22 protein-coding genes and 1 pseudogene are annotated in these 21,397 nt (G+C 40.9%); 4 read left to right on the top strand and 19 right to left on the bottom strand.

Going from position 1 to position 21,397, the window contains the following annotated elements:
* Positions 1-5 precede the first annotated feature (5 nt).
* The 4 genes and pseudogenes from V5804_RS00655 to V5804_RS00640 form a co-directional block, all read left to right on the top strand.
* Positions 6-617, top strand: a pseudogene (locus V5804_RS00655) (7TM-DISM domain-containing protein); the annotation flags it as partial.
* 42 nt (positions 618-659) lie between these two features.
* Positions 660-1,664, top strand: a complete 1,005-nt coding sequence (locus V5804_RS00650) for a sensor histidine kinase (RefSeq protein ID WP_369589442.1) — start codon at positions 660-662, stop codon at positions 1,662-1,664.
* Positions 1,648-2,739, top strand: a complete 1,092-nt coding sequence (locus V5804_RS00645; protein ID WP_369589440.1) for an ATP-binding protein — start codon at positions 1,648-1,650, stop codon at positions 2,737-2,739. Before V5804_RS00650 ends, V5804_RS00645 begins: the two co-directional genes overlap by 17 nt.
* Positions 2,740-2,743: 4 nt before the next feature.
* A complete protein-coding gene (locus V5804_RS00640) occupies positions 2,744-3,130 on the top strand; it encodes a two-component system response regulator (protein WP_369589439.1) in 387 nt (128 codons plus the stop codon).
* A gap of 582 nt (positions 3,131-3,712) precedes the next feature.
* On the opposite strand, the gene V5804_RS00635 is transcribed toward V5804_RS00640, so the two are convergent.
* The 19 genes from V5804_RS00635 to V5804_RS00545 form a co-directional block, all read right to left on the bottom strand.
* Positions 3,713-4,360 carry a DUF4159 domain-containing protein gene (locus V5804_RS00635; protein ID WP_369589438.1) on the bottom strand — a complete coding sequence of 216 codons (648 nt, stop codon included), beginning with the start codon at positions 4,358-4,360 and terminating at the stop codon, positions 3,713-3,715.
* Positions 4,357-5,058, bottom strand: coding sequence for a 16S rRNA (uracil(1498)-N(3))-methyltransferase (locus V5804_RS00630; protein ID WP_369589437.1), 702 nt, complete (start codon positions 5,056-5,058; stop codon positions 4,357-4,359). Before V5804_RS00630 ends, V5804_RS00635 begins: the two co-directional genes overlap by 4 nt.
* Before the next feature lie 12 nt (positions 5,059-5,070).
* Positions 5,071-6,411, bottom strand: a complete 1,341-nt coding sequence (locus tag V5804_RS00625; protein ID WP_369589436.1) for a hemolysin family protein — start codon at positions 6,409-6,411, stop codon at positions 5,071-5,073.
* Positions 6,411-6,968: an inorganic diphosphatase gene (locus V5804_RS00620; RefSeq protein ID WP_369589435.1), complete on the bottom strand. Its 558-nt coding sequence runs from the start codon at positions 6,966-6,968 to the stop codon at positions 6,411-6,413. The genes V5804_RS00625 and V5804_RS00620 overlap by 1 nt, the downstream gene beginning before the upstream one ends.
* A gap of 26 nt (positions 6,969-6,994) precedes the next feature.
* Positions 6,995-7,645, bottom strand: a complete 651-nt coding sequence (locus tag V5804_RS00615) for a DedA family protein (RefSeq protein ID WP_369589434.1) — start codon at positions 7,643-7,645, stop codon at positions 6,995-6,997.
* 218 nt (positions 7,646-7,863) lie between these two features.
* On the bottom strand, positions 7,864-9,243 hold the full coding sequence (locus V5804_RS00610; protein WP_369589433.1) for an NADH-quinone oxidoreductase subunit N: 1,380 nt from the start codon (positions 9,241-9,243) through the stop codon (positions 7,864-7,866).
* A gap of 3 nt (positions 9,244-9,246) precedes the next feature.
* Positions 9,247-10,707 carry a NuoM family protein gene (locus V5804_RS00605; RefSeq protein ID WP_369589432.1) on the bottom strand — a complete coding sequence of 487 codons (1,461 nt, stop codon included), beginning with the start codon at positions 10,705-10,707 and terminating at the stop codon, positions 9,247-9,249.
* 19 nt (positions 10,708-10,726) lie between these two features.
* Positions 10,727-12,631, bottom strand: a complete 1,905-nt coding sequence (nuoL, locus tag V5804_RS00600) for an NADH-quinone oxidoreductase subunit L (protein WP_369589441.1) — start codon at positions 12,629-12,631, stop codon at positions 10,727-10,729.
* Between the two features lie 31 nt (positions 12,632-12,662).
* Positions 12,663-12,992 carry an NADH-quinone oxidoreductase subunit NuoK gene (gene nuoK, locus V5804_RS00595; protein WP_299284763.1) on the bottom strand — a complete coding sequence of 110 codons (330 nt, stop codon included), beginning with the start codon at positions 12,990-12,992 and terminating at the stop codon, positions 12,663-12,665.
* A gap of 6 nt (positions 12,993-12,998) precedes the next feature.
* Positions 12,999-13,487: an NADH-quinone oxidoreductase subunit J gene (locus V5804_RS00590; protein ID WP_369589431.1), complete on the bottom strand. Its 489-nt coding sequence runs from the start codon at positions 13,485-13,487 to the stop codon at positions 12,999-13,001.
* A gap of 56 nt (positions 13,488-13,543) precedes the next feature.
* Complete coding sequence (locus V5804_RS00585) at positions 13,544-14,041, bottom strand: NADH-quinone oxidoreductase subunit I (protein ID WP_369589430.1); 498 nt, start codon at positions 14,039-14,041, stop codon at positions 13,544-13,546.
* 14 nt (positions 14,042-14,055) lie between these two features.
* Entirely contained in the window at positions 14,056-15,099 is a 1,044-nt protein-coding gene (gene nuoH / locus V5804_RS00580; RefSeq protein WP_369589429.1) for an NADH-quinone oxidoreductase subunit NuoH, read from the bottom strand.
* Positions 15,100-16,104 carry a 2Fe-2S iron-sulfur cluster-binding protein gene (locus V5804_RS00575; RefSeq protein WP_369589428.1) on the bottom strand — a complete coding sequence of 335 codons (1,005 nt, stop codon included), beginning with the start codon at positions 16,102-16,104 and terminating at the stop codon, positions 15,100-15,102.
* Positions 16,105-16,203: 99 nt separating this feature from the next.
* Positions 16,204-17,571 carry an NADH-quinone oxidoreductase subunit NuoF gene (nuoF, locus tag V5804_RS00570; RefSeq protein ID WP_369589427.1) on the bottom strand — a complete coding sequence of 456 codons (1,368 nt, stop codon included), beginning with the start codon at positions 17,569-17,571 and terminating at the stop codon, positions 16,204-16,206.
* 185 nt (positions 17,572-17,756) lie between these two features.
* Positions 17,757-18,281 (bottom strand): NADH-quinone oxidoreductase subunit NuoE, encoded by a 525-nt coding sequence (nuoE, locus tag V5804_RS00565; RefSeq protein WP_369589426.1) that lies wholly within the window; start codon positions 18,279-18,281, stop codon positions 17,757-17,759.
* On the bottom strand, positions 18,274-19,485 hold the full coding sequence (locus tag V5804_RS00560) for an NADH-quinone oxidoreductase subunit D (RefSeq protein WP_369589425.1): 1,212 nt from the start codon (positions 19,483-19,485) through the stop codon (positions 18,274-18,276). The genes nuoE and V5804_RS00560 overlap by 8 nt, the downstream gene beginning before the upstream one ends.
* A 16-nt stretch (positions 19,486-19,501) precedes the next feature.
* Positions 19,502-20,005 (bottom strand): NADH-quinone oxidoreductase subunit C, encoded by a 504-nt coding sequence (locus V5804_RS00555; RefSeq protein ID WP_369589424.1) that lies wholly within the window; start codon positions 20,003-20,005, stop codon positions 19,502-19,504.
* Positions 20,005-20,547: an NADH-quinone oxidoreductase subunit B gene (locus V5804_RS00550; protein WP_299284733.1), complete on the bottom strand. Its 543-nt coding sequence runs from the start codon at positions 20,545-20,547 to the stop codon at positions 20,005-20,007. The genes V5804_RS00555 and V5804_RS00550 overlap by 1 nt, the downstream gene beginning before the upstream one ends.
* 266 nt (positions 20,548-20,813) lie before the next feature.
* Positions 20,814-21,185, bottom strand: a complete 372-nt coding sequence (locus tag V5804_RS00545; RefSeq protein WP_369589423.1) for an NADH-quinone oxidoreductase subunit A — start codon at positions 21,183-21,185, stop codon at positions 20,814-20,816.
* Positions 21,186-21,397 lie beyond the last annotated feature (212 nt).

Genomic DNA, 21,397 nt, shown 5'->3' with positions numbered 1-21,397 from the left:
AATCACTGTATAACACAGATTTAATTTTTGGAATATATGCCGGAATTATAATTGTAATGTTTTTATATAATTTTTTTATATATTTTACAATTAAAGATATTACTTATTTATATTATGTATCCTATATTCTATCAGTAGGTTTAACACAAGCTTGTGTTCAAAGTTATTTGCCGCGCTTCATATATCCAGATTCAATGTATTTAGCAAATTTGATGCTTTTATTTTTTCCGGTTTTATCAGGAATATTTGCATTTATGTTTGTTAAAAAGTTTCTTTTAGTAAAAAAATATGCACCAAAGTATGTTATTGTTTTTGATGTATTTATTTTTATATACATATTTATTTTTATTTTAGGGTTATTAGGGCTTCTTCATTTATCCGCACAATTAGTACAAATTACTGCTGGCGCGGCTTCTTTATTCGGCTTTTTTATTGGTTATAAAATTTTCAAGAAAGGTTATAAACCTGCTTCTTTTTATTTAGTAGCCTGGTCTGTACTTTTATTAGCAGTTATAGTATTTGTATTAAGAAACTTTAATATTTTACCTTATAATAATGCAACTTATTATTCTTTACAAATAGGTTCTGCTTTAGAAACTATATTACTATCTTTCGCCCTTGCAGATAAAATAAACACATACAAAAAAGAAAAAGAAGAATTGCAGGTACAGGCACTGGTTGCCGCACAAGAAAAAGCTGAAGTAACAAAAAACCAAAATATTATTTTGGAACACAAGGTAGAAGAACGTACATTTGAACTTTCAGAGACGAACAAAAATTTAAACAAGACCCTTACTGATTTGAAAGAAGCCCAGACACAATTGGTAGAAGCAGAAAAAATGGCTTCGTTGGGGCAGCTTACCGCGGGCATTGCCCATGAGATCAACAACCCGATCAATTTTGTTTCGGCCAATATTGAACCCCTAAAACGCGATGTTGACCTGCTGGTGGATGCTATCCAAACGATGGAAAACGTAGGCTTATCGGAAATACCGGCCAACGAAAAGCAACAGCAAATTGACGATTACAAGGAAGAAATTGATTTTGACTACCTGAAATTGGAGATCGGCCAATTGCTGAACGGAATACACGAAGGCGCCTCACGCACGGCCGAAATTGTAAAAGGGCTGAAAATATTTGCCCGCCTGGACGAGGACGACCTTAAAAAAGCCGATATCAACGAAGGCCTGGCCTCCACGCTGCTGGTTGCCAACAATATCATCGGCAAAAATATTCAGGTAATCAAAAACTTTGGCCAAATTCCGGTGATCGAATGCTTTCCGGGCAAACTGAACCAAGTGTTTTTAAACATTATCTCTAATGCAATCTATGCCATTGACGAAAAATTTGGCAAGGAGCCTGGCGGGGTTTTAGAAATAACAACCGCTTGCGATGAAAAGTATTTGCTGATTACCATTGCAGATAATGGCACCGGCATGAGCGAAGCAACAAAGAACAAAATATTTGAGCCTTTTTTTACCACCAAAAACGTAGGTGTAGGTACTGGCCTGGGCATGTCTATCGTGTACAATACGATTAAAAAACACCATGGCGAGATTGATATAAATTCGGCCGAAGGCGAAGGGACAACCTTTATATTAAAATTACACCTTATATTTGACGACTACCTATTAGAAGACTACCAAAGTGAGCAGCACGGATAAAATTAAAGTTTTGTACCTGGACGATGAGCCTGAAAACCTGATTGGGTTTAAAGCTGCATTTAGGTTAAATTATACCATTTTGGTAGCCCTCGACAGTGATGAGGCCCGCCAGCACCTGCAAAACAACCCGGACATCCGTGTTTTCTTTTGCGACCAGCGCATGCCAGACATTAGCGGCGTTGATTTTTTTGTAGAAATCCAACGTACTTATCCGCTGCCCGTGCGTATCCTGCTGACTGGTTTTACCGATGTAGAATCGGTTATTGATTCGATCAACCGCGGCAATATTTTTAGGTATTTAAGAAAGCCTTACCAGCAAGAGGACATCATTTCCTGTATTGAACAGGCCAACAAGTTTTACATGGTTACTTCCATGCTTTCGGTAAAAAACACCGAGCTGGAAAAGGCCTATAAAGAACTGGAAAAGTTTGCCTATAGCGTATCGCATGACCTGCGCGGGCCGTTGCTAAGTATTATGGGTGCCGCAGATGTGGCGCAATACATTGATAATATTGACGAAATAAAAGAGATGCTACGGCTGATGGAAAAATCAGTTAAAAAGCTGGATACTTTTATCCTCAACATCCATGATTATTACAGTTTAAAACAAGGCGAACTGCAAATTGAAGAAGTGAACTTTGCAGAGGTTGTAAAAGACCAGGTAGAAAACTTTAAGGTAACTACCAAGGTGAAAAATATAAACTTTGTTACAAAAGTAGAACAAGAAGATAAGTTTAGGAGCGACACCATGTCGCTTAAAATTATACTAAGCAACCTTTTGTCAAATGCTTTTAAATACCAGCAAAAAGACAATCCGGACAAATATGTCGAATTGGATATCAAAGTAAAAATAGGGACAGCTACCATAAAAGTAATAGACAACGGGATAGGCATACAAGATAAATTTGTAGGTGACATTTTTAACATGTTTTTTAGGGCCACGGCAGAAGAAGTTGGATCTGGCATTGGCCTGTACAATGTTAAAGATGCCGTTACAAAAATAGGCGGCCAAATTTCTGTTACTTCTGTTTTTGATAAAGGCACAACATTTGTAATTACGGTTCCAAGTAAATAATCAAATGCAGGACATCACCAATTTTATTATAATTGACGATAGCAAAGAAGATTGTTACCTGATCAAAAAAAGGCTGCAAACATTAAACGCTTCTTTTACTATTCAATCTTTTTTTAGTCCGCACGAAGCTTTTGACCATGTTTTAAACACCGGTGCCACAACCAAAAGCATTATTATCCTGGATATTTATATGCCGTTGATGGATGGTTTTGAATTTGTAGAAGCTTTTGAAAGCCTGCCAAATAATATCCAAGACAATCATTTAATTTGTGCACTTACTTCGTCTATTAATAAACAATATATTGACAGGATCAGTGCCTACCAATCTGTTAAGTTCTTTTTAGAGAAGCCCCTTAAAACAGAAAGTTTGCTGGATTTAATGGCAAGCTAAACTTGTACAACTAATAGTTGATGCTTTACTTGGATAAAAACTAAATTACAACTATCCAAGATTAGAAAAAATAAGTTTTAATCTTACTAACTATTAGTACAATACCTTATTTTACAATTTCTACCTTCATCTTCTAAAGCTACCCATAACATTAAAGGTTTATTTTAATTTGTACAAGAAAATCCGGCATGCTTCTTTTATCACCTAAAAATTGGTTGAGCCTTGATTTTTAATTTGTACAAGTTGATGAAGCCACCAATTTTTATATGGTAAAAGAAGCATGGAAACAAATTGAGCGATTGTTTAAACTTAATTCCGGATGCTTCTTTTAGGGCATAAAAATTAAGGACACACCCCTGGCCCCTCTCGAGAGGGGAACCTGCAAACGACTCCTTTCTAAACGTTGGAAAGGTAGCAAACCATGCTTCCCCTCTCGAGAGGGGTTAGGGGTGTGTCCTTGATAATTACTTGTAAATGAATGATGTAATCAATAATAAAAGTTTAAACAGGCACTACATTTATACCGGTAAAAGAAGCATCTGTTTTTAACACCCGGTATCAAACTTAACCCAACACAAAAACTTATTGTGTTAAAGCATATTGAACAAGGTTAGCGCCCATTTTCAACGCTTTTAAGCGGCTTTCCTGCGTATCGCCAGCGTAAGTACCCAAATCTTCCCAACCGTTGCCCAGGTCGCATTCATAAGTATAAAAACAAACCAAACGGCCTTTGTAGATCAGCCCAAACCCTTGCGGCCTTTTACCGTCGTGTTCGTGGATTTTGGGCAAACCATTGGGGAAAGCAAATTTCTGGTGAAAAATAGGATGGTTGGCCGGCAGTTCTACAAAATCCAGTTCGGGAAAAACCTTTTTCATCTGCGGACGGATAAATTCGTTCAGCCCATAATTATCATCAATATGCAAAAAGCCGCCGCCTGTTAAATATTTACGCAAATTTTTTACTTCCTGTGCAGAAAAAACAATGTTTCCGTGCCCAGTCAAAAACACAAACGGGTAGTTGAACAAAGTTTCGCTGCCCACTTCTACCACGTCTTCTTCGGGCTTGATGTTCGTTTTTAGGTTGTCGTTGCAAAATTTGATCAGGTTGGTCAAAGCAGTCCGGTCGCCATACCAATCGCCGCCGCCGTTGTATTTTATTTTGGCAATTTTGTAAGTTGGTTCTGTAAAACTCAACAAAGACAAAAAGCAAACGAGCAGGTGTTTTATCATCGGTTTAAAAAGTTGACTTCAAAACAAGCTTCCAGCGCAGCCGTTTCTGTTCTTAAACGGCTGTTTCCTAAAGTTATGGCTTCAAACTGATTTTGTAAAGCGAAATCAATTTCCTGCGGAGAAAAATCGCCTTCCGGACCAATTAAAATTAAATATTTTTGTTGTGGCCGCAATGCTTCTTTTATCGGTACTTTTTCAGTGTCCATACAATGTGCCAACCATTTTTGGGCATCTGTTGGCGCGGTTATCAAAGTTGATAAATCAGTCAGCGGGTTTAATTTTGGGCAATAGGCTTTGAGCGATTGTTTTACTGCGGAAGTGATTACCTTGTTCAGCCTTTCATGGTTGATGGTTTTACGTTCTGAGCGTTGGCAAAGGATCGGTGTAATCTCGTCAATGCCAATTTCGGTCGCTTTTTCTACAAACCATTCCAGCCGTTCGATATTTTTGGTTGGCGCAACGGCCATGTGCAAATAATTGTTCCTTTTACCAAATTCCTGCTGTGTTTGTAAAACAACAAAACGGGTTTTTTTAGGGTTGGCAGCCGTAATTTTGGCGTGGTAAAAATTGCCTTTGCCATCAATTACTTCTATTGTATCTTCTTTTTGCAAACGGAGTACTTTGCTGCAGTGCCTGCTTTCTTCCTCATTTAAAAAGCAATCCTGCGTGTCCAAGTCAGGCGCATAAAACAAGTACATGTTACAAAGAAATTAATGGTTATCGGTTACGTCTTCCTCGTTCAGCAACAATTCCAACTTGACCGATTCGATGTTTTGGTCAGATTTTTTTAAAACGGTAATGTTGTAGCCATTGGCTTCCTTTTGCTCGCCCACTTCCGGAATTTTGCCAAAAATATCGCCGAGCCAGCCAGAAACGGTATCAAAATCTCCATCTTCAGGCAGGTCGTGCGGCAATTGCCCATTCACATCATAAATACTGGCCAAAGCGTTCACCACAAATTCCGTCGAAGTAATTTGCTCTACAATCGGCTTTTCCTCGTCATATTCGTCCTGTATTTCGCCGACGATCTCTTCCACAATATCTTCCATCGTAACCATGCCGGCAGTACCGCCAAATTCATCTAAAACAATAGCAATCTGGATGCGCCTTAGCTGAAGTTCGGCCATCAAATCGTTGATCCTTTTCGTTTCTGGGATGAAGTAAGGCTTTCGGATAATATCATTTAGGTTAAATTCAGTTTGATTAACCAATAATGGCAAAATATCCTTTGCCTGCACAATGCCCACAATCTTGTCCATCGTGTCATCGTAAACCGGCATCCTGGAATAGCCTTCTTTGATGATCCGGTTTAACAAATCATCTTTATTTAAGTGCAGTTCTACGCCGGATATTTTTGTCCTTGGAACCATGATATTTTTAACTACCCGCTCATTAAAATCAAACACGTTTTTAATCAGTTCGTGCTCAGTAGAATCGAGTGCGCCGCTTTCTTTACCCTGGTCTAACAAATACTGCAACTCTTCCGAACTGTGGTGTGCTTCGTTTGTGCTTACATTTTTTATCCCAAACAGTTTTAAAATCCCGTTGGCAAAACCATTCAGCAGCCAGATAAACGGCCGGAAAACCACATAAAAGAAACGTAATGGCAAGGCAACAAACAAACTGGTTCGTACCGGTTGCTGTATGGCAAAAGTTTTTGGCGCCAGTTCGCCAAAAACAATATGCATGATGGTAATAATTAAAAAGGCCAGAAAGTAGCCGAGGTTTTGTGCAAAAACACCTGATATGGAAACGTGTAAAAAGCCAAATAAGCTAAAAACCAGCTTTTTCATTACTTCCTCGCCTACCCAACCTAAGCCCAGTGAGGCAAGCGTGATCCCTAATTGCGTGGCAGCCAGATATTCATCCAAGTGGTGGATAATACTTTTGGTGATTTTGGCTACCTGGCTACCGGTTTTTGCCTGGACTTCGATTTGAGAAGACCGTACCTTAACAATTGCAAATTCGGCAGCAACAAAAAAACCGTTTAGAAATACTAAAAAAACAGTTAAGAAGGCATGAAAACCGCTAATGTCAAGATCGGATCCCATTAAATAATTTCTTTCTGGAACGTTGCTTTGTACAGCTCGATACTTTCTTCAATTATCCGGTAAGCTGCGTCTTTACCTTCAAATTGCTCGACTGTAACGGCGTTACTGTGTTCCAATTTTTTATAATCTTCAAAAAAACGTGTAATTTCTGCTTCGGTATGCGGCGGAAGGTCTAAAATATCATTGATATAGTTTACCGACATATCTTTGGCGGCAACGGCAATAATCTTATCGTCGCGTTCGCCTTTGTCCACCATGTGCATCACACCGATCACTTTGGCTTCAAGCAAACACATCGGCACCACTTCCTGCGAACAGATCACCAAAATATCCAACGGGTCATTGTCATCACAATAAGTTTGCGGGATAAAACCATAATTGGCCGGGTACATTACCGAGGAGAACAGCACACGGTCTAACCGGAGCAGGCCGTAATCTTTGTCTATTTCGTATTTACATTTTGAGCCTTTTGGGATTTCGATAATCGCATTAACAATTTTAGGAGAGTTATTACTTTCGCCAGGCGGAATGGTATGCCAAGAGTGTTCCGAAGTCATGATTAATTGTGTTTTATATTTATTTTTTAGTTTGGTAAGTCGTTTTGGCCAAAATTGTTTTTTGCAGATTTAAAATAGGCAATTACGATAGGCGTTGCCGTAAAAGCAATCAGGCCAACAATAATATAGGGCATGTAATGAACGATCCCGGGGAATTTTATGCCCAGGAAAAAGCCAAGCAATGTGAGCAGCATCACCCAAAAAAAGCTCCCCAACAAGTTAAAAAGCGTAAATTTTTGAAAACTAACTTTTGCAACGCCTGCAAAGATAGGTGCAAAAGTTCGGATTATTGGAAAAAACCGGCCAAAAACAAGTGCCATACCGCCGTATTTTTTAAAGAAATCCTCGGCCATATACACATAGCGTTTTTTAAAGAAAAAGGAGTCTTCGCGGTTAAACAGCATCCGGCCAGTGCTGCGCCCAAACCAGTAACCTACATAATTGCCCAGTACGCCTGCCAGAAACAAGGTGGCCAGTAAATGATAAATGGAAACCTCCAGCAAGCCAGTGGCACAAAAAATACCTGCTAAAAACAGTAAATAGTCGCCTGGTAGGAAAAACCCGAAGAACAATCCGGTTTCTGCAAAAACAATAAAAAAGATCAGGTAAATTCCGCCCTTGCTGATGATTGCTTCTGCATCCACTAAGTTTGACAAATGTTCCCAGATTTCTTTCATTCGCAATGTTAATCTGCAAAACTACAAATTATTAAATTAATTGCAGTTTTAGCTGCCAAAGCTAATAGCCTGTTTAAAGTTTACCTAACAACTATCATGCTTCTTTTACCACCTTAAAATTGGCAAACATTTGGTTTTATTTAAATTGATGCAGGTTAACAATTTTTATAGGGTAAAAGAAGCATGGGCAATTTTTTCTGGAATATATTAATTCGGCCCTAAATTAAATGGGCAATGATACCCGGAAAGATGCCGATAATGATGGTGGCCAAAGCAGCTATGCCTAAAACAAAACTAACGTTTGCCGGAATGTTGATGGAAGAACGTTCTTCCTGATGAAAGTACATGGCAATAATCACCCTAAAATAATAAAAAATTGAAATAATGGCATTGATAACGGCCAGTACCGTAAGCCAAACCTGGTACTGCGACAATGCCCTGGAAAACATAAAAAACTTACCGATAAAACCAGCCGTTAGAGGGATGCCTGCCAAAGAAAGCATGGAGATGGTAAGCACCAAAGCCAGAAAAGGGTTGGTTTTTCCCAAGCCGTTAAAGTTGTCAAAACTGCTGTTTCCGGTTTGTTGCTGCACCAGCATCAACACGCCAAAAGCAATAATGGAAGCAATGGAATAAGCCGTGGCGTAAACAAAAACGGCATTGGCAGAAGCAACGCCCAAAGCAACAATGGCAAACAACATATAACCTACGTGCGAAATGCTGGAAAAAGCCAGCATCCGTTTAAAGTTATGCTGATACAAGGCCGTAATATTGCCGATAAACAAAGTAATAATGGTAATGATCAAAAGCGAAGGCGTCCAGAAATCGGCCAGTGGCGCAAAGCAAACGGCAAACAAACGGAGAAAAGCGGCGAAACCTGCTGTTTTAACCACTGTTGCCATGTAAGCGGTAATCAGCGTTGGCGAGCCTTCGTACACATCCGGCGTCCAGAAATGAAACGGCGCGGCACCAACTTTAAAACACAGGCCTACGATGATCAATAAAATTCCGGTGTAGAACAGAAAAGAAATACCGTGGGGGTTGGATAAAATATAATCACGTACCACTTCCAGATCAAAAGAACCGGTTGTGCCATAGATCAAAGTAATACCAAACAACAGGAAACCGGTAGAAAAAGCGCCCATCAAAAAATATTTCATCGCCGCTTCGTTTGACCCAAAATCCCGCTTTTTGATGCCCGCCAAAATGTACAAGCTTACCGACATAATTTCGATGCCTATAAACAGCATGGTTAAATTGTGGTAAGAAACCATCACCAAAATTCCGGCTAAGGAGAATAAAATGATGGCGTAATATTCTGCCACATGCACACTGATCCTTTCAAAATAATTTTTGGATAGAAGAATGATCAAAATTGTAGAAAGAATCGTAATGACAGAAAACGCAATGGCATAATGATCAAACAAAACCATTCCGCTGTACAAAGGCTGGGCAACCGTGTTCCATTGTGCAGCGGCTAATCCGGCAGCTATCAACAAACCAATTACCGTAACCGGCAGCAATGCTTTGTTTGCCTTGTATAATCCCAAATACAACACAATGATGGCTAAAACAGAAACTGTAATTAAACTACCCATTTTTTATTTAGCTGATATTATTTTTTGATTCACCTGTTCGATCAGGTTGCTTACACTTGCTTCCGAAAGGTGCAATATGGATTGCGGATAAATGCCGATGATGATCACCAAAGCACAAATGGTAATCAAAACAACTTTTTCTGAACCGGAAACATCCGTAAAAGAAGCCGTCAATGCGTTGGTTTGGCCCTGCATCACCCGTTTGTACATCCGCAACATATAGACTGCACCGAAAATGATAGTCAAACCTGCAATGGCAACCAGCCAGATGTTGTATTGGTAAATCCCGTTCATCAGCAAAAACTCTCCGATAAAACCATTGGTTAAAGGTAGCGCAACGGTTCCCATAATGATGATGATAAAAGAAGCAGCGAGAAAAGGCGCGCTTTTGGCAATGCCGCCCATTTGGCTGATGTCGCGTGTGTTGATCCTTCTGCTGATGATATCCATCACAAAAAACAAACCGACAACGTTGATTCCATGGCTCAACATTTGGATGACCGCGCCTTGTACACCTTGCATGTTCCAGGCAAAAATACCGGCTGCAATCAAACCAACGTGTGCAATAGAAGAATAAGCGATTAAACGTTTGCCGTCTTTTCGGGTGAAAGCAATCAGCGAAGCATAAACAATCCCGATAACAGAAAGAATAATGGCCGTGCTTTGCCATTGGACGAACCCAAGCGGCGCGATAGGGATCAACCAACGGATGACGCCGTAAATCCCCATTTTTAGCATGATACCTGATAGCATCATCGTTCCGCCGGTTGGCGCGGTAGTATAAGTATCCGGTTGCCAAGTGTGGAAAGGGAATATGGGCATTTTAATAGCAAAAGCGATAAAAAAAGCCCAGAAAATCCAGCTTTGATGATAAGCATCCAGGTTGAGGTGATAAAAAGCCTGAATATCAAAAGTTTTCCCGGGCGTTTGCAGGTACATATAAATAATGCCCAACAGCATAAACAGCGAACCGGCAAAAGTATAGATGAAAAATTTGATGGTTACTTTAATTCGGTTTTCTCCGCCCCAAAGCGCACAAATAAAATAAATCGGAATCAAAGCAGTTTCCCAGCCAACATAAAACAAGAATGCATCCATCGCTGTAAAAACCAGCAGCAAGCCGGTTTGCATAAACAGGATCAATCCATAAAAAGCAGATGGATTACTGTACTGATGTTTAAAAGTAGAAAGGATAATGATCGGTACTAAAACCGTGGTCAGGATAACCAACACCATGCTAATGCCATCAACACCGGATTTAAAATGGATACCCCAATCTGCAATCCAGGGATAATCAATTACATATTGTGAAGTGGCATCGGCACGAAAACCGGCAACCATAATCCCCGTAACCACCAATTCGGCCAAGGCAAAGAAAAGGGCAATATTTTTAACGTTACCACCTTTAAACAACAATAGAAGCAGCGCTGCAAATAGGGGTAAAAAGAGTAGAATAATTGTCATGTCTTAATCTTGCAAGCGGTTAAACCCTGAATAAACTATAAGCCATCATGGCGATGATACCGATAACCATTACGAAAATATAAAAACCAACGTTCCCGGTTTGGAGCAAACGCAATCCTTTGCTGCTTTCGACAGAAACTTTTCCCAACCCATTTACCAATCCGTCTATAATCCTTAAATCCACAACTTTGTAGAAGAACTTGGATGTGGCATCCAAAGGTTTGCGGATGATCAGGTCGTACAGTTCATCAATATAAAACTTGTGGTAAGCCAAAGCCGTAATCGGTGTACGTTCTCCGCCTTCTTCGGCCGGGATATTTCCGCCTTTGCCGTATTTGATATAAGCATAGATGATCGCCAAAACAGCGCCACCGGCAGAAATGCACATCAAAATCAATTCCATGTTATGCCCGATATGAAAATCGGTAGTTTGGGCTGTAGTTAGAACAAATATGGGAGTAAGATAGGCCGAAAGCCAATGATGGCCGCCCAGAACTTCAGGAATGCCAATCAACCCGCCTGCGATAGAAAGAATAGCGAGCACAATTAACGGAATGGTCATGGACGAAGACGATTCGTGCAAATGATGTTCCTGCTCATGTGTTCCTCGGAATTTTCCAAAGAAAGTAAGGTAGATCAAACGGAACATGTAAAAGGCAGTGAACATTGATCCAATCACCCCTAAAACATACATCGTTTTGCTGTATTCAAACACGTGGGCGAGGATTTCATCTTTGGAGAAGAAACCGGAAAACGGCGGAATACCGGAAATGGCAATTGCACCAATCAGCATCGTGATAAACGTAACCGGCAATTTTTTCCGCAAGCCGCCCATGTTACGCATATCCTGCTCGCCGCTTACGGCATGAATGACAGAACCTGCGCACAAAAATAAAAGTGCCTTAAAAAAAGCATGGGTAATTACATGGAAAAAAGCGCCGGTGTAAGCGCCAACGCCTAATCCCAAAAACATATAACCCAACTGCGAAACGGTTGAATAAGCCAACACTTTTTTAATATCCGTTTGTGCTACCGCAATAATGGCTGCCAAAAGAATAGTTGCCAGCCCAATTACTGCAATTAAATGCTGCGTAAAAGGGGCCAACGTAAACAAAACATTAGACCGGACGATCATATAAACACCGGCCGTAACCATAGTTGCGGCGTGGATTAAGGCAGAAACCGGTGTTGGGCCAGCCATCGCATCAGGAAGCCAGGTAAATAAAGGTATTTGTGCCGATTTGCCGGTTGCACCGATAAACAGTAAAATGGTGATCAAAACCAAAGTTGGATTGCCAATATTTAAAGTAGCCGCTTTAGAAAAAACATCGGTAAAAGAAGCACTGCCGAAAGTGGCGATCATCACAAAAATAGCGATCAGGAAACCCAAATCACCGATCCGGTTCATCACAAAAGCTTTTTTGGCCGCATCAGCATAATCCGGATTGGTGAACCAGAAACCGATAAGCAAATAAGAACAGAGCCCAACACCTTCCCAGCCAATAAATAAAATGATATAATTGGAACCAAGCACCAGCAGTAGCATGAAGAAAATGAACAAATTGAGGTAAGCGAAAAACTTGCCGAAACCTGCATCATCGTGCATGTAACCGATGGAATAAACATGGATCAAAAAGCCAACGCCGGTTATAATCAGCAGCATCAAGGAGCTTAACTGATCCACCAGAAAAGAAAAAGGGATAGATAGTTTTCCGGCTTTGATCCATTCAAAATAAGCAACGTTGATCGGCTGACCTGAATTTTTTACCTGTAAAAACAGCATCACGCTCAGGATGAACGGAATTAGGACGACTAAGCTTCCCAGCAAACCGATCAGGTTTTTGGGCAACGTATTTCGGCCTAAACCGTTGATAATAAACCCCATTAAAGGAAGTATTGGGATTAACCAAATGTAATTACTGATCATGCCAATACGTTTTGATTTTTAAAAGCTATTACCATTTTAATCGGTTCAAAACATTAATATCTATGGTGTTGGTGTTGCGGTAGATCATCACAATGATGGCTAATCCAACGGCAACTTCTGCTGCGGCCAAAGCCATCACGAAAAACACAAAAACTTGTCCGGCTGCATCGTTCCTGTAAATGGAAAAAACGGTAAGCAGTAAGTTTACCGAGTTCAGCATCAACTCAACCGACATAAAAATGACGATGGCGTTTCTTCGGATCAAAACGCCCATTACGCCGATCGAAAAAATGATGGCGCTTAATAAAATATAATGGTTAAGCGGAATGGTTTGGATGGCGTTGGAAATATGTTGCATCGTAGATCAGGATTCTTTTTTAGCTAATAAAACCGCGCCAACCATTGCCGATAAAAGCAGGATTGAGGAAACCTCGAACGGCAATAAAAATTGGTGGAACAGCACTTTGCCTAAATTTTTTACCAAGCCGAGGTTTGGATCTCGTAAGATAACCGGTTCTGAATTGCCGGAGATTTTTAAGGAAGCAATCAGCGTTACCAATAAACAGCCGCCGCCAATTACACCGATTATTTTCAGCAGATTTGATTTTACCGGCTCTGTTTCTGTATTTAAATTCATCAACATTAAGGTGTATAAAAACAGCACCAGAATAGCGCCCATGTAAACAATAAAATTAACGATGCCCAGAAACTGTGCATTCAGCAAAAAATAATGGATGGTAAAGGTGAAAAATGTGAGGATGAGGTAAAGAACGCTGTGAACCGGATTTTTAGAAAAAATCACGAGCAGCGAAAAGAAAACAGACAAAAATGCGACGAAGTAAAATAGACTCATAGGTTGAAATAAAAACACCTTTGCTCCGGGCAAAAACCGGGGCAAAGGTATAAAAACTATTGATTCAAGGGCGCTTCTACCAGTTTGTCTTTTCCATAGATAAAATCTTTCCGCAAAAAATCGGATGGTACGATATCGCCGTCTAAGTAAATTGCTTCTTTTGGGCAGGCTTCTTCACACAAACCGCAAAAAATACAACGCAACATATTGATCTCATAAACGGCGGCGTATTTTTCTTCGCGGTACAGCTTTTCTTCGCCCGGCTGACGTTCGCCTGCAATCATCGTAATTGCTTCTGCCGGACAAGATAAAGCACACAAACCGCATGCCGTGCAACGTTCGCGGCCTTCTTCGTCTCTTTTTAACGAATGCAAACCGCGGTAATTTTCAGAAAATTCGCGTTTTTCTTCCGGATAACGGATGGTTACCGGTTTTTTAAAGAAGTGTTTTATGGTGATTGAAAGCCCTTGTGCAATAGCAGGCAAATAAGCGCGCTCCCAAAAGTTGAGTGGTTTTGCTTCGAGGATTTTCTTTTTATTGGTTAATGATTCCATGTTGATTAAGGCAACTATTTAAAAATTGTGGCAAAAACACCGGTTAAAACGATGTTGGCAATGGCAAGCGGGATTAAAACTTTCCAGCCCAGATCCATCAGTTGGTCGTAGCGGAAACGCGGGATTGTCCACCGTACCCACATAAAAAAGAAGATGAAGAAAATGATCTTGATAAACAAAGCAACCACGCCCAGGATAGTAACTAAGTTTTCCGACAAACCCAAATGGTGCATAAACGGAAAGTTAAAACCGCCAAAATACAAGGTTGCCATTACTGCTGAGGAAATGAACATGTTGATGTATTCTGCAAAAAGGTAGAAACCTAACTTCATGGAAGAATATTCGGTATGATAACCGCCAACCAGCTCGGTTTCGCACTCCGGCAGATCAAACGGGCTGCGGTTGGTTTCGGCAAAAGCACAAATGATAAAGATGATAAAACCTAAAGGCTGGCGGAAAACGTTCCAGGTAAACCATCCGTTCGACCAAAAACCGTGTTGCTGCTCTGCAATTTCTCGCAAACTCAACGTTCCTGTTAACATCAATAAGGCAATGATGGATAAGCCCATTGCAATTTCGTAACTGATGTTTTGGGAAGCTGCACGAATTGCTCCTAACAAAGAATATTTGTTGTTGGAAGCCCAGCCGCCGATCATAATGCCGTAAACGCCCAAAGAAACTACGCCAAAAATGTACAGGATTCCAACGTTAATATCGGTTACCTGTAAATCAATGACGCGGGAACCAATGGTTAATTTTTGTCCCCAGGGAATAACCGCCGAACCAATACAAGCTGTTAAAATAGCCAGCGAAGGCCCGACAATAAACAACAAACCGCTAGATTGTGTCGGAATGATTTCTTCCTTCATAAACATTTTGGCACCATCCGCCATTGGCTGGAAAATACCAAAAGGGCCGGCACGGTTCGGGCCAACGCGGTCTTGCAAAAATGCAGCTACTTTACGTTCGGCATAAGTAGAATACATGGCAGCTATCAAACTGATCCCGAAAATGATCGCAACCAGTATAAATTTTTCTAAAACAAGTGATAATTCCATTTATAATCTGGTAAAACGTTCTAATTGTTCTTTGTTGGATTCCTGCAAAGCCAGGTTTTTCTTTACCACAGGAGGCAGGTTGAAAGAACCGTAATGGTTTGAACTGATAACCGAGGTATTGGAAACATTGCGAGGGCCTTCGATCACCCAGTCGGCTGTTTTCTTTGTTTCAAAACGGCAGGTATTGCAGATAAATTCTTCCACTTCACCATAAACATCTTTGCGACCGGTTACACGTAAAACATCTTCGCCTTTGTACCAAAGCGTTACTTTTCCGCAGCATTTATCGCAATCGCGGTGTGCTTCAACGGGTTTTGTAAACCATACGCGGTTTTTAAAGCGGAAAGTTTTATCGGTTAAAGCACCAACCGGACAAACATCAATCACGTTTCCGGAAAAATCGTTATCAACCGCCTGATGGATATAAGTGGAGATTTCGGAATGATCGCCGCGGTTTAAAATACCATGAATGCGATGATCGGTAATTTGATCGGCCACAAAAACACAACGATAGCACAAAATGCAGCGTGTCATGTGCAGTTGGATTTTATCGCCGATATCAATCCGTTCAAACTTACGGCGTTCAAATTCGTAACGCGTTTTGGCCGCGCCGTGTTCGTATGCCAAATCCTGCAAAGAACATTCGCCTGCCTGGTCGCAAACCGGACAATCCAGCGGATGGTTGATCAGCAACATTTCTACAATGCCTTTTCGTGCTTCGATCACTTCCGGCGAAGTGATGTTTTGCACTTCCATGCCGTCCATCACGGTGGTGCGGCAGGAAGCAACCAGTTTTGGCATTGGGCGCGGATCTTTTTCTGACCCTTTGCTCACTTTAACCAAGCAGGTACGGCATTTGCCACCACTGCCGGCCAATTTAGAATAATAGCACATCGCAGGCGGAACCACATCACCTCCGATTTGCCTTGCAGCGTTGAGGATGGTTGTGCCGGAAGCTACTTCTACCGGAATCCCGTCTATGCTAACTTTAACTATTTCTGACATTTTTAATTTCCCAATCAGTAATAAAAACTTAAAACTAAGCGTCTATTTTAGGGTGGTAAAAGAAGCATTGATGTTGATGCTTCTTTTACCACCTATTTTTTATCCAACCAATGCTGACTCTGGTTTTGGCAAAGGATCGGCATAATGCGCCAAACCGTAATTGCGTTGTAAACAAAGTTTTGGTTCGGTTACATGCCACTCAAACTCATCACGGAAATGTCGGATGGCGCTGGCAACAGGCCAAGCCGCTGCATCACCCAAAGGACAAATCGTATTTCCTTCGATCTTTTTAGAAACATCAACCAACAAATCAATGTCGCTCAATTTTCCGTGCCCATATTCCAAACGGTGCAAAACTTTTTCCATCCAGCCAGTCCCTTCACGGCAAGGCGAACATTGTCCGCAACTTTCGTGGTGATAAAAACGCGCAAAATTCCAGGTATTCCGAACGATGCACTGGTCTTCATCAAAAGCAATAAAACCGCCGGAACCCATCATCGAGCCGGTTGCAAAACCACCGTCAGACAAGGATTCATAAGTCATCAATCGGGTTTCTTGGTTAATGGTTTTGGTGATAAGATTTGCCGGCAAAATCGGAACGGACGAACCGCCTGCAACAACCGCTTTTAAACGTTTTCCGTTTGCAATTCCACCACAGTATTCATCCGAATAAATAAATTCTTCTACCGGAACGCCCAGTTCAATTTCATAAATTCCCGGTTTTACAATATTCCCGGAAGCTGAAATCAGTTTCGTTCCGGTGCTTCTGCCTACACCTATTTTTGCATATTCTTCGCCGCCATCCCGAATGATAGGCACAACGGCTGCAATAGATTCAACATTATTGACCACCGTTGGGCAGCCCCACAAACCAGCAATTGCCGGAAAAGGTGGTTTAATCCGAGGGTTTCCCCGCTTGCCTTCCAAAGATTCAATTAAAGCGGTTTCTTCTCCGCAGATGTAAGCACCTCCGCCGGGCTGAACGTACAATTCCAGATCGTAACCAGTTCCTAAAATATTTTTGCCTAGGAATCCTGCGTTTCTGGCTTCGGCAATTGCTTTTTCCAGGATACGGATTTGCGGCATCATTTCCCCACGAACGTAGATGTAAGAAGTTTTTGCGCCCAAAGCAAAACTGCCAATGATCATTCCCTCAATCAAAAGATGCGGGATTTTGGTCATCAAAAAACGGTCTTTAAAAGTTCCCGGCTCAGATTCATCGGCATTGCAAACCAAATAACGCGGCTTGCCTTCCGGTTTGGCCAGAAAGCTCCATTTCATTCCCGTTGGGAAACCTGCGCCGCCACGGCCACGCAAACCCGATTTTTTAACTTCTTCTACAATATCTTCCGGAGAAAGTGTTTTTAATGCTTTTTCAACAGCCGCGTAGCCGCCTTTGGAACGGTAAACATCAAATGTATTGATGCCGGGCACGTTTATATGTTCTAATAATAATTTGCGACCCATTACTGCTAATATATTTTACCCGTTATTTTATAGTAATTTATGTGATGTTTTAAGCTGAAAGTAAGGATTAAAACCATTTCAAAACCAAAAATTAAATTGTAATGATTCCAATTTTTAGCCGATAAAAACAGTATCAATGCAGTTATCAACGCAACATCCCACGCAATAACTTTACTTCTTTTCATTTAATTATTCGCCTTGATTGTTAAATCACTGATTAGCTGATCAACAGAAGCTTCCGTCAAATTTTCATAAAAAGTATATTCCGGCCCGATTTGTAAAACCGGAGCGAAACCGCAAGCTGCCAAACATTCTACACCTCTCCAGCTAAACAAGCCGTCGGGCGTTACATCGCCTTCTTTTACACCTAATTTTTGTTCGATGTATTTCATGATCTTTTCTGCACCAACCAAACAGCAAGGCCCGGTTCGGCAAACTTCCAGCATGTATTTTCCCTGCGGACGCAAGAAATACATCGTGTAAAAAGAAGCAACTTCGTAAACTTCAATAGGCTGAATGTCTAAATAAGCAGCCACTTTATCCATTGCATCTACGCTTAACCAGCCAAATTCTGCCTGCACCACATGCAAAACCGGTAACAAAGCTGCTTTTGCACTTTCAACCGGATAGCGTTTTACAATTTCCTGAAATTGCTGGTAGAGTTGCGGAGAAAACTCATGTACCGCAGTAGTTTCTTCAATTTTAAGCATCTAATTCTCCTGCAATAACATTTAAACTACTCATGTTGATAATAGCATCTGATAATAGCATTCCTTTGCTCATTGGCGCATACATTTGGTAGTTGATGAAGCTTGGCCTGCGGAAATGTAAACGGAAAGGGGAACGGCCGCCATCATTGATCAAATAAAAACCTAATTCGCCGTTTGCACCTTCCACCGCGTGATATACTTCTTTTACCGGTGTTTTTACCTCGCCCATCACAATTTTAAAATGGTAGATCAAAGCTTCCATGTTGTTATAAACTTCCTGTTTTGGAGGAAGGTAATATTCGGGAACATCGGCATGGAAAACGCCTTTCGGTTCTTTTTCTAATTTTTCCAAAGCTTGCGCAATGATGTGCATACTTTGCTTCATTTCCTCGTTTCGAACCATAAAACGGTTATAAACATCGCCGTTGGTGCCAACCGGGACTTCAAAATCGAAATCTTCGTAAGAACTGTACGGTTCCATAGCACGAACATCATAATCAACACCGGTCGCCCTTAAAATCGGACCACTCCAGCTATAACTTAAAGCAGTTTCGGCATCAACAGGGGCAACACCACGCGTACGATCCATAAATATACGGTTGCGGTTAAAAAGAGATTCAAACTCTTTTAAAACGATAGGAAAATCAACCAAAAACTTACGGATTTTGCGGAAAGCAATTTGATTAAAATCACGTTCAAAACCTCCGATACGGCCAATGTTAGTTGTTAACCTGGAACCGCAAACTTCTTCGTAAATTTCATAAATCGCTTCCCTGTATTCCATCATGTACAGGAAGCCGGTGAAAGCACCGGTATCAACACCTAAAACACCATTGCAAATAATATGGTCTGAAATACGCGCCAACTCCATTACAATTACGCGGAGATAATCAACGCGCTTTGGCATTTTGATGTCTAACAACTTTTCTACCGTCATGTGCCAGCCCATGTTGTTGATGGGTGATGAACAGTAATTCATCCGGTCTGTTAATGGTGTAATCTGATAAAACGGCCGGTGTTCGGCAATCTTTTCAAAAGCTCGATGAATGTAGCCGATGGTAGAAACGCCGCTCACGATTCTTTCCCCGTCCATTTGCAACACGTTTTGGAACACGCCGTGTGTGGCCGGATGTGTTGGGCCGAGGTTTAATGTGGTAGGCGAATCTTGAGGGTCGTTATCTGTAAAAACAGGAAAATTTTCCATTCCTTGTATGCTCCTTTTATCTTCCAAAAAAATAATCTCTTTTGTCCACACGGTTCGGGTCTTCCAAGGGAAACTCTTTTCGCATTGGAAAAACTGTCATGTCGTCCACGTTTAAAATCCTGCGTAAATCAGGATGCCCGTCGAATTCAATCCCAAAGTAATCATAAGTTTCGCGTTCCATCCAGTTGGCACCGTTCCATAATTCGGTTGCCGATGGAATATGGACGTCATCCTCATCTAAAAAAACTTTGACTCTTACACGAACATTATTGACAAAACTATGCAGATGGTAAACAACCGCGAACTTTTTTTCCTTGTCGGGATAATGAACAGCGGTGATGTCCGTCAAATAATTGAACTGAAGTGCAGGATCAGTTTTTAAAAACGAAAGGACATCGGTAATATGCTCACGGGAAGTTTCAAAATTAGGCAGGTCAGAAGGTTCTGAAAGTAAAACAACTTCTTCGCCAAACTTTAAATTAAGTTGATTAATTACCTCTTCGTTTGAAATTTTACCCATTATTGAATCCCGTATTTAGCCAGCAGTTCTTTGTATTCCGGTGCTTCCCTCCGTCTGCCGCTTTCTGTTTGCACTAATTTTTGGATATTCATAAAGCCATCAATAATCCCTTCCGGCCGTGGCGGACAACCCGGAACATAAACATCAACCGGAATAATTTCATCAATCCCTTGCAATACAGAATAAGTATCAAAAATACCACCGCTTGATGCGCAGGCACCAACGGCCATCACCCAACGCGGTTCTGCCATTTGCAAATAAACCTGACGTAATACCGGTGCCATTTTTTTTGCAATCGTTCCCATCACCATTAATAAATCTGCCTGACGGGGGGAAAAGCTTAACCTTTCCGCACCAAACCTGGCCAAATCATAATGCGAACCCATAGTGGCCATAAATTCAATTCCACAACAAGAGGTAGCAAACGGTAGCGGCCATAACGAGTGCGAACGGGCAAGGCCAATTGCCTGGTCTAATGAAGTAGCAAAAAATCCTGATCCTTCTACGCCCGGTGGCGCTTCAACAACCTTTATATTACTCATATATTTAATGCCAAAAAACCCATCTTACAAAAAAGACGAGTACAAATTTACAATAATAACTTCTTGTGCAATAGCTTCTAAATTAGCATAAACTTATTTAGAACAATTCTATTATTAAAACTGGTTTAAATTTCTGTCATAAAAATTCAGGATGCTTCTTTTATGCCTGTAAATTCTGTTTAGGTATAAAAGGTACAAGACCTCAATGATTTTTATACGATAAAAGAAGCATATAAAACATTATCGAATAAATTTTGAACAGGCTCTTAATCCCAGTCTAATGCCTTTTTCTTAATAATATAAATAAAGCCTAACAACAAGGTTCCCATAAATACGAACATTTCTATCATGCCGTCTGACCCTAAATCCCGAAAATTTACTGCCCAAGGGTACATAAATATCACCTCGACATCGAACAGCACAAACAGGATGGCGACCAAAAAATATTTGATAGAAACGGGCGTACGGGCATTTCCGATCACTTCAATCCCTGATTCAAACGGCGTCAATTTATCCTTAGTACTTCTTTTAGGGCCTAATTTATGGGTTGCCAGCATGGTGGTAAAAACAAAACCAAGCGCAACAATCATTTGAAAAATAATGGGCAGATAATTGATGGGTAAACTTTGTGCTTCCATATTGCAAAGATAACAATGTAGCATAAAAAAGGCCTCTTTTTCAAGAAGCCTTTTTTATGGATACTGTCCCGTCCTGAAATAAGTTGACCCTAAATCAACTTAAAGATGAAAAAGCAGGAAAAACCAGCCATTAAGCGCACACAACGGGATTACAGCATGGCCTTTAAAATACAGGTTATCGGCGAAGTAGAAAGAGGGGAATTAAACCAGGA

Origin of the sequence: Mucilaginibacter sp. (assembly GCF_041088075.1) — a bacterium.
GTDB lineage: Bacteria > Bacteroidota > Bacteroidia > Sphingobacteriales > Sphingobacteriaceae > Mucilaginibacter_A.
Note: the sequence above shows the minus strand (reverse complement) of the source record. Positions and strands in the feature narration are given on the sequence as shown.

Bases quoted from the DNA above. Each gene is read 5' to 3' on its own strand.
- V5804_RS00640 (WP_369589439.1), top strand. From the start codon at position 2,744: ATGCAGGACATCACCAATTTTATTATAATTGACGATAGCAAAGAAGAT.
- V5804_RS00635 (WP_369589438.1), bottom strand. From the start codon at position 4,360: ATGATAAAACACCTGCTCGTTTGCTTTTTGTCTTTGTTGAGTTTTACA.
- V5804_RS00630 (WP_369589437.1), bottom strand. From the start codon at position 5,058: ATGTACTTGTTTTATGCGCCTGACTTGGACACGCAGGATTGCTTTTTA.
- V5804_RS00625 (WP_369589436.1), bottom strand. From the start codon at position 6,411: ATGGGATCCGATCTTGACATTAGCGGTTTTCATGCCTTCTTAACTGTT.
- V5804_RS00620 (WP_369589435.1), bottom strand. From the start codon at position 6,968: ATGACTTCGGAACACTCTTGGCATACCATTCCGCCTGGCGAAAGTAAT.
- V5804_RS00615 (WP_369589434.1), bottom strand. From the start codon at position 7,645: ATGAAAGAAATCTGGGAACATTTGTCAAACTTAGTGGATGCAGAAGCA.
- V5804_RS00610 (WP_369589433.1), bottom strand. From the start codon at position 9,243: ATGGGTAGTTTAATTACAGTTTCTGTTTTAGCCATCATTGTGTTGTAT.
- V5804_RS00605 (WP_369589432.1), bottom strand. From the start codon at position 10,707: ATGACAATTATTCTACTCTTTTTACCCCTATTTGCAGCGCTGCTTCTA.
- nuoK (WP_299284763.1), bottom strand. From the start codon at position 12,992: ATGCAACATATTTCCAACGCCATCCAAACCATTCCGCTTAACCATTAT.
- V5804_RS00590 (WP_369589431.1), bottom strand. From the start codon at position 13,487: ATGAGTCTATTTTACTTCGTCGCATTTTTGTCTGTTTTCTTTTCGCTG.
- V5804_RS00585 (WP_369589430.1), bottom strand. From the start codon at position 14,041: ATGGAATCATTAACCAATAAAAAGAAAATCCTCGAAGCAAAACCACTC.
- nuoH (WP_369589429.1), bottom strand. From the start codon at position 15,099: ATGGAATTATCACTTGTTTTAGAAAAATTTATACTGGTTGCGATCATT.
- V5804_RS00575 (WP_369589428.1), bottom strand. From the start codon at position 16,104: ATGTCAGAAATAGTTAAAGTTAGCATAGACGGGATTCCGGTAGAAGTA.
- nuoF (WP_369589427.1), bottom strand. From the start codon at position 17,571: ATGGGTCGCAAATTATTATTAGAACATATAAACGTGCCCGGCATCAAT.
- nuoE (WP_369589426.1), bottom strand. From the start codon at position 18,281: ATGCTTAAAATTGAAGAAACTACTGCGGTACATGAGTTTTCTCCGCAA.
- V5804_RS00560 (WP_369589425.1), bottom strand. From the start codon at position 19,485: ATGGAAAATTTTCCTGTTTTTACAGATAACGACCCTCAAGATTCGCCT.
- V5804_RS00555 (WP_369589424.1), bottom strand. From the start codon at position 20,005: ATGGGTAAAATTTCAAACGAAGAGGTAATTAATCAACTTAATTTAAAG.
- V5804_RS00550 (WP_299284733.1), bottom strand. From the start codon at position 20,547: ATGAGTAATATAAAGGTTGTTGAAGCGCCACCGGGCGTAGAAGGATCA.
- V5804_RS00545 (WP_369589423.1), bottom strand. From the start codon at position 21,185: ATGGAAGCACAAAGTTTACCCATCAATTATCTGCCCATTATTTTTCAA.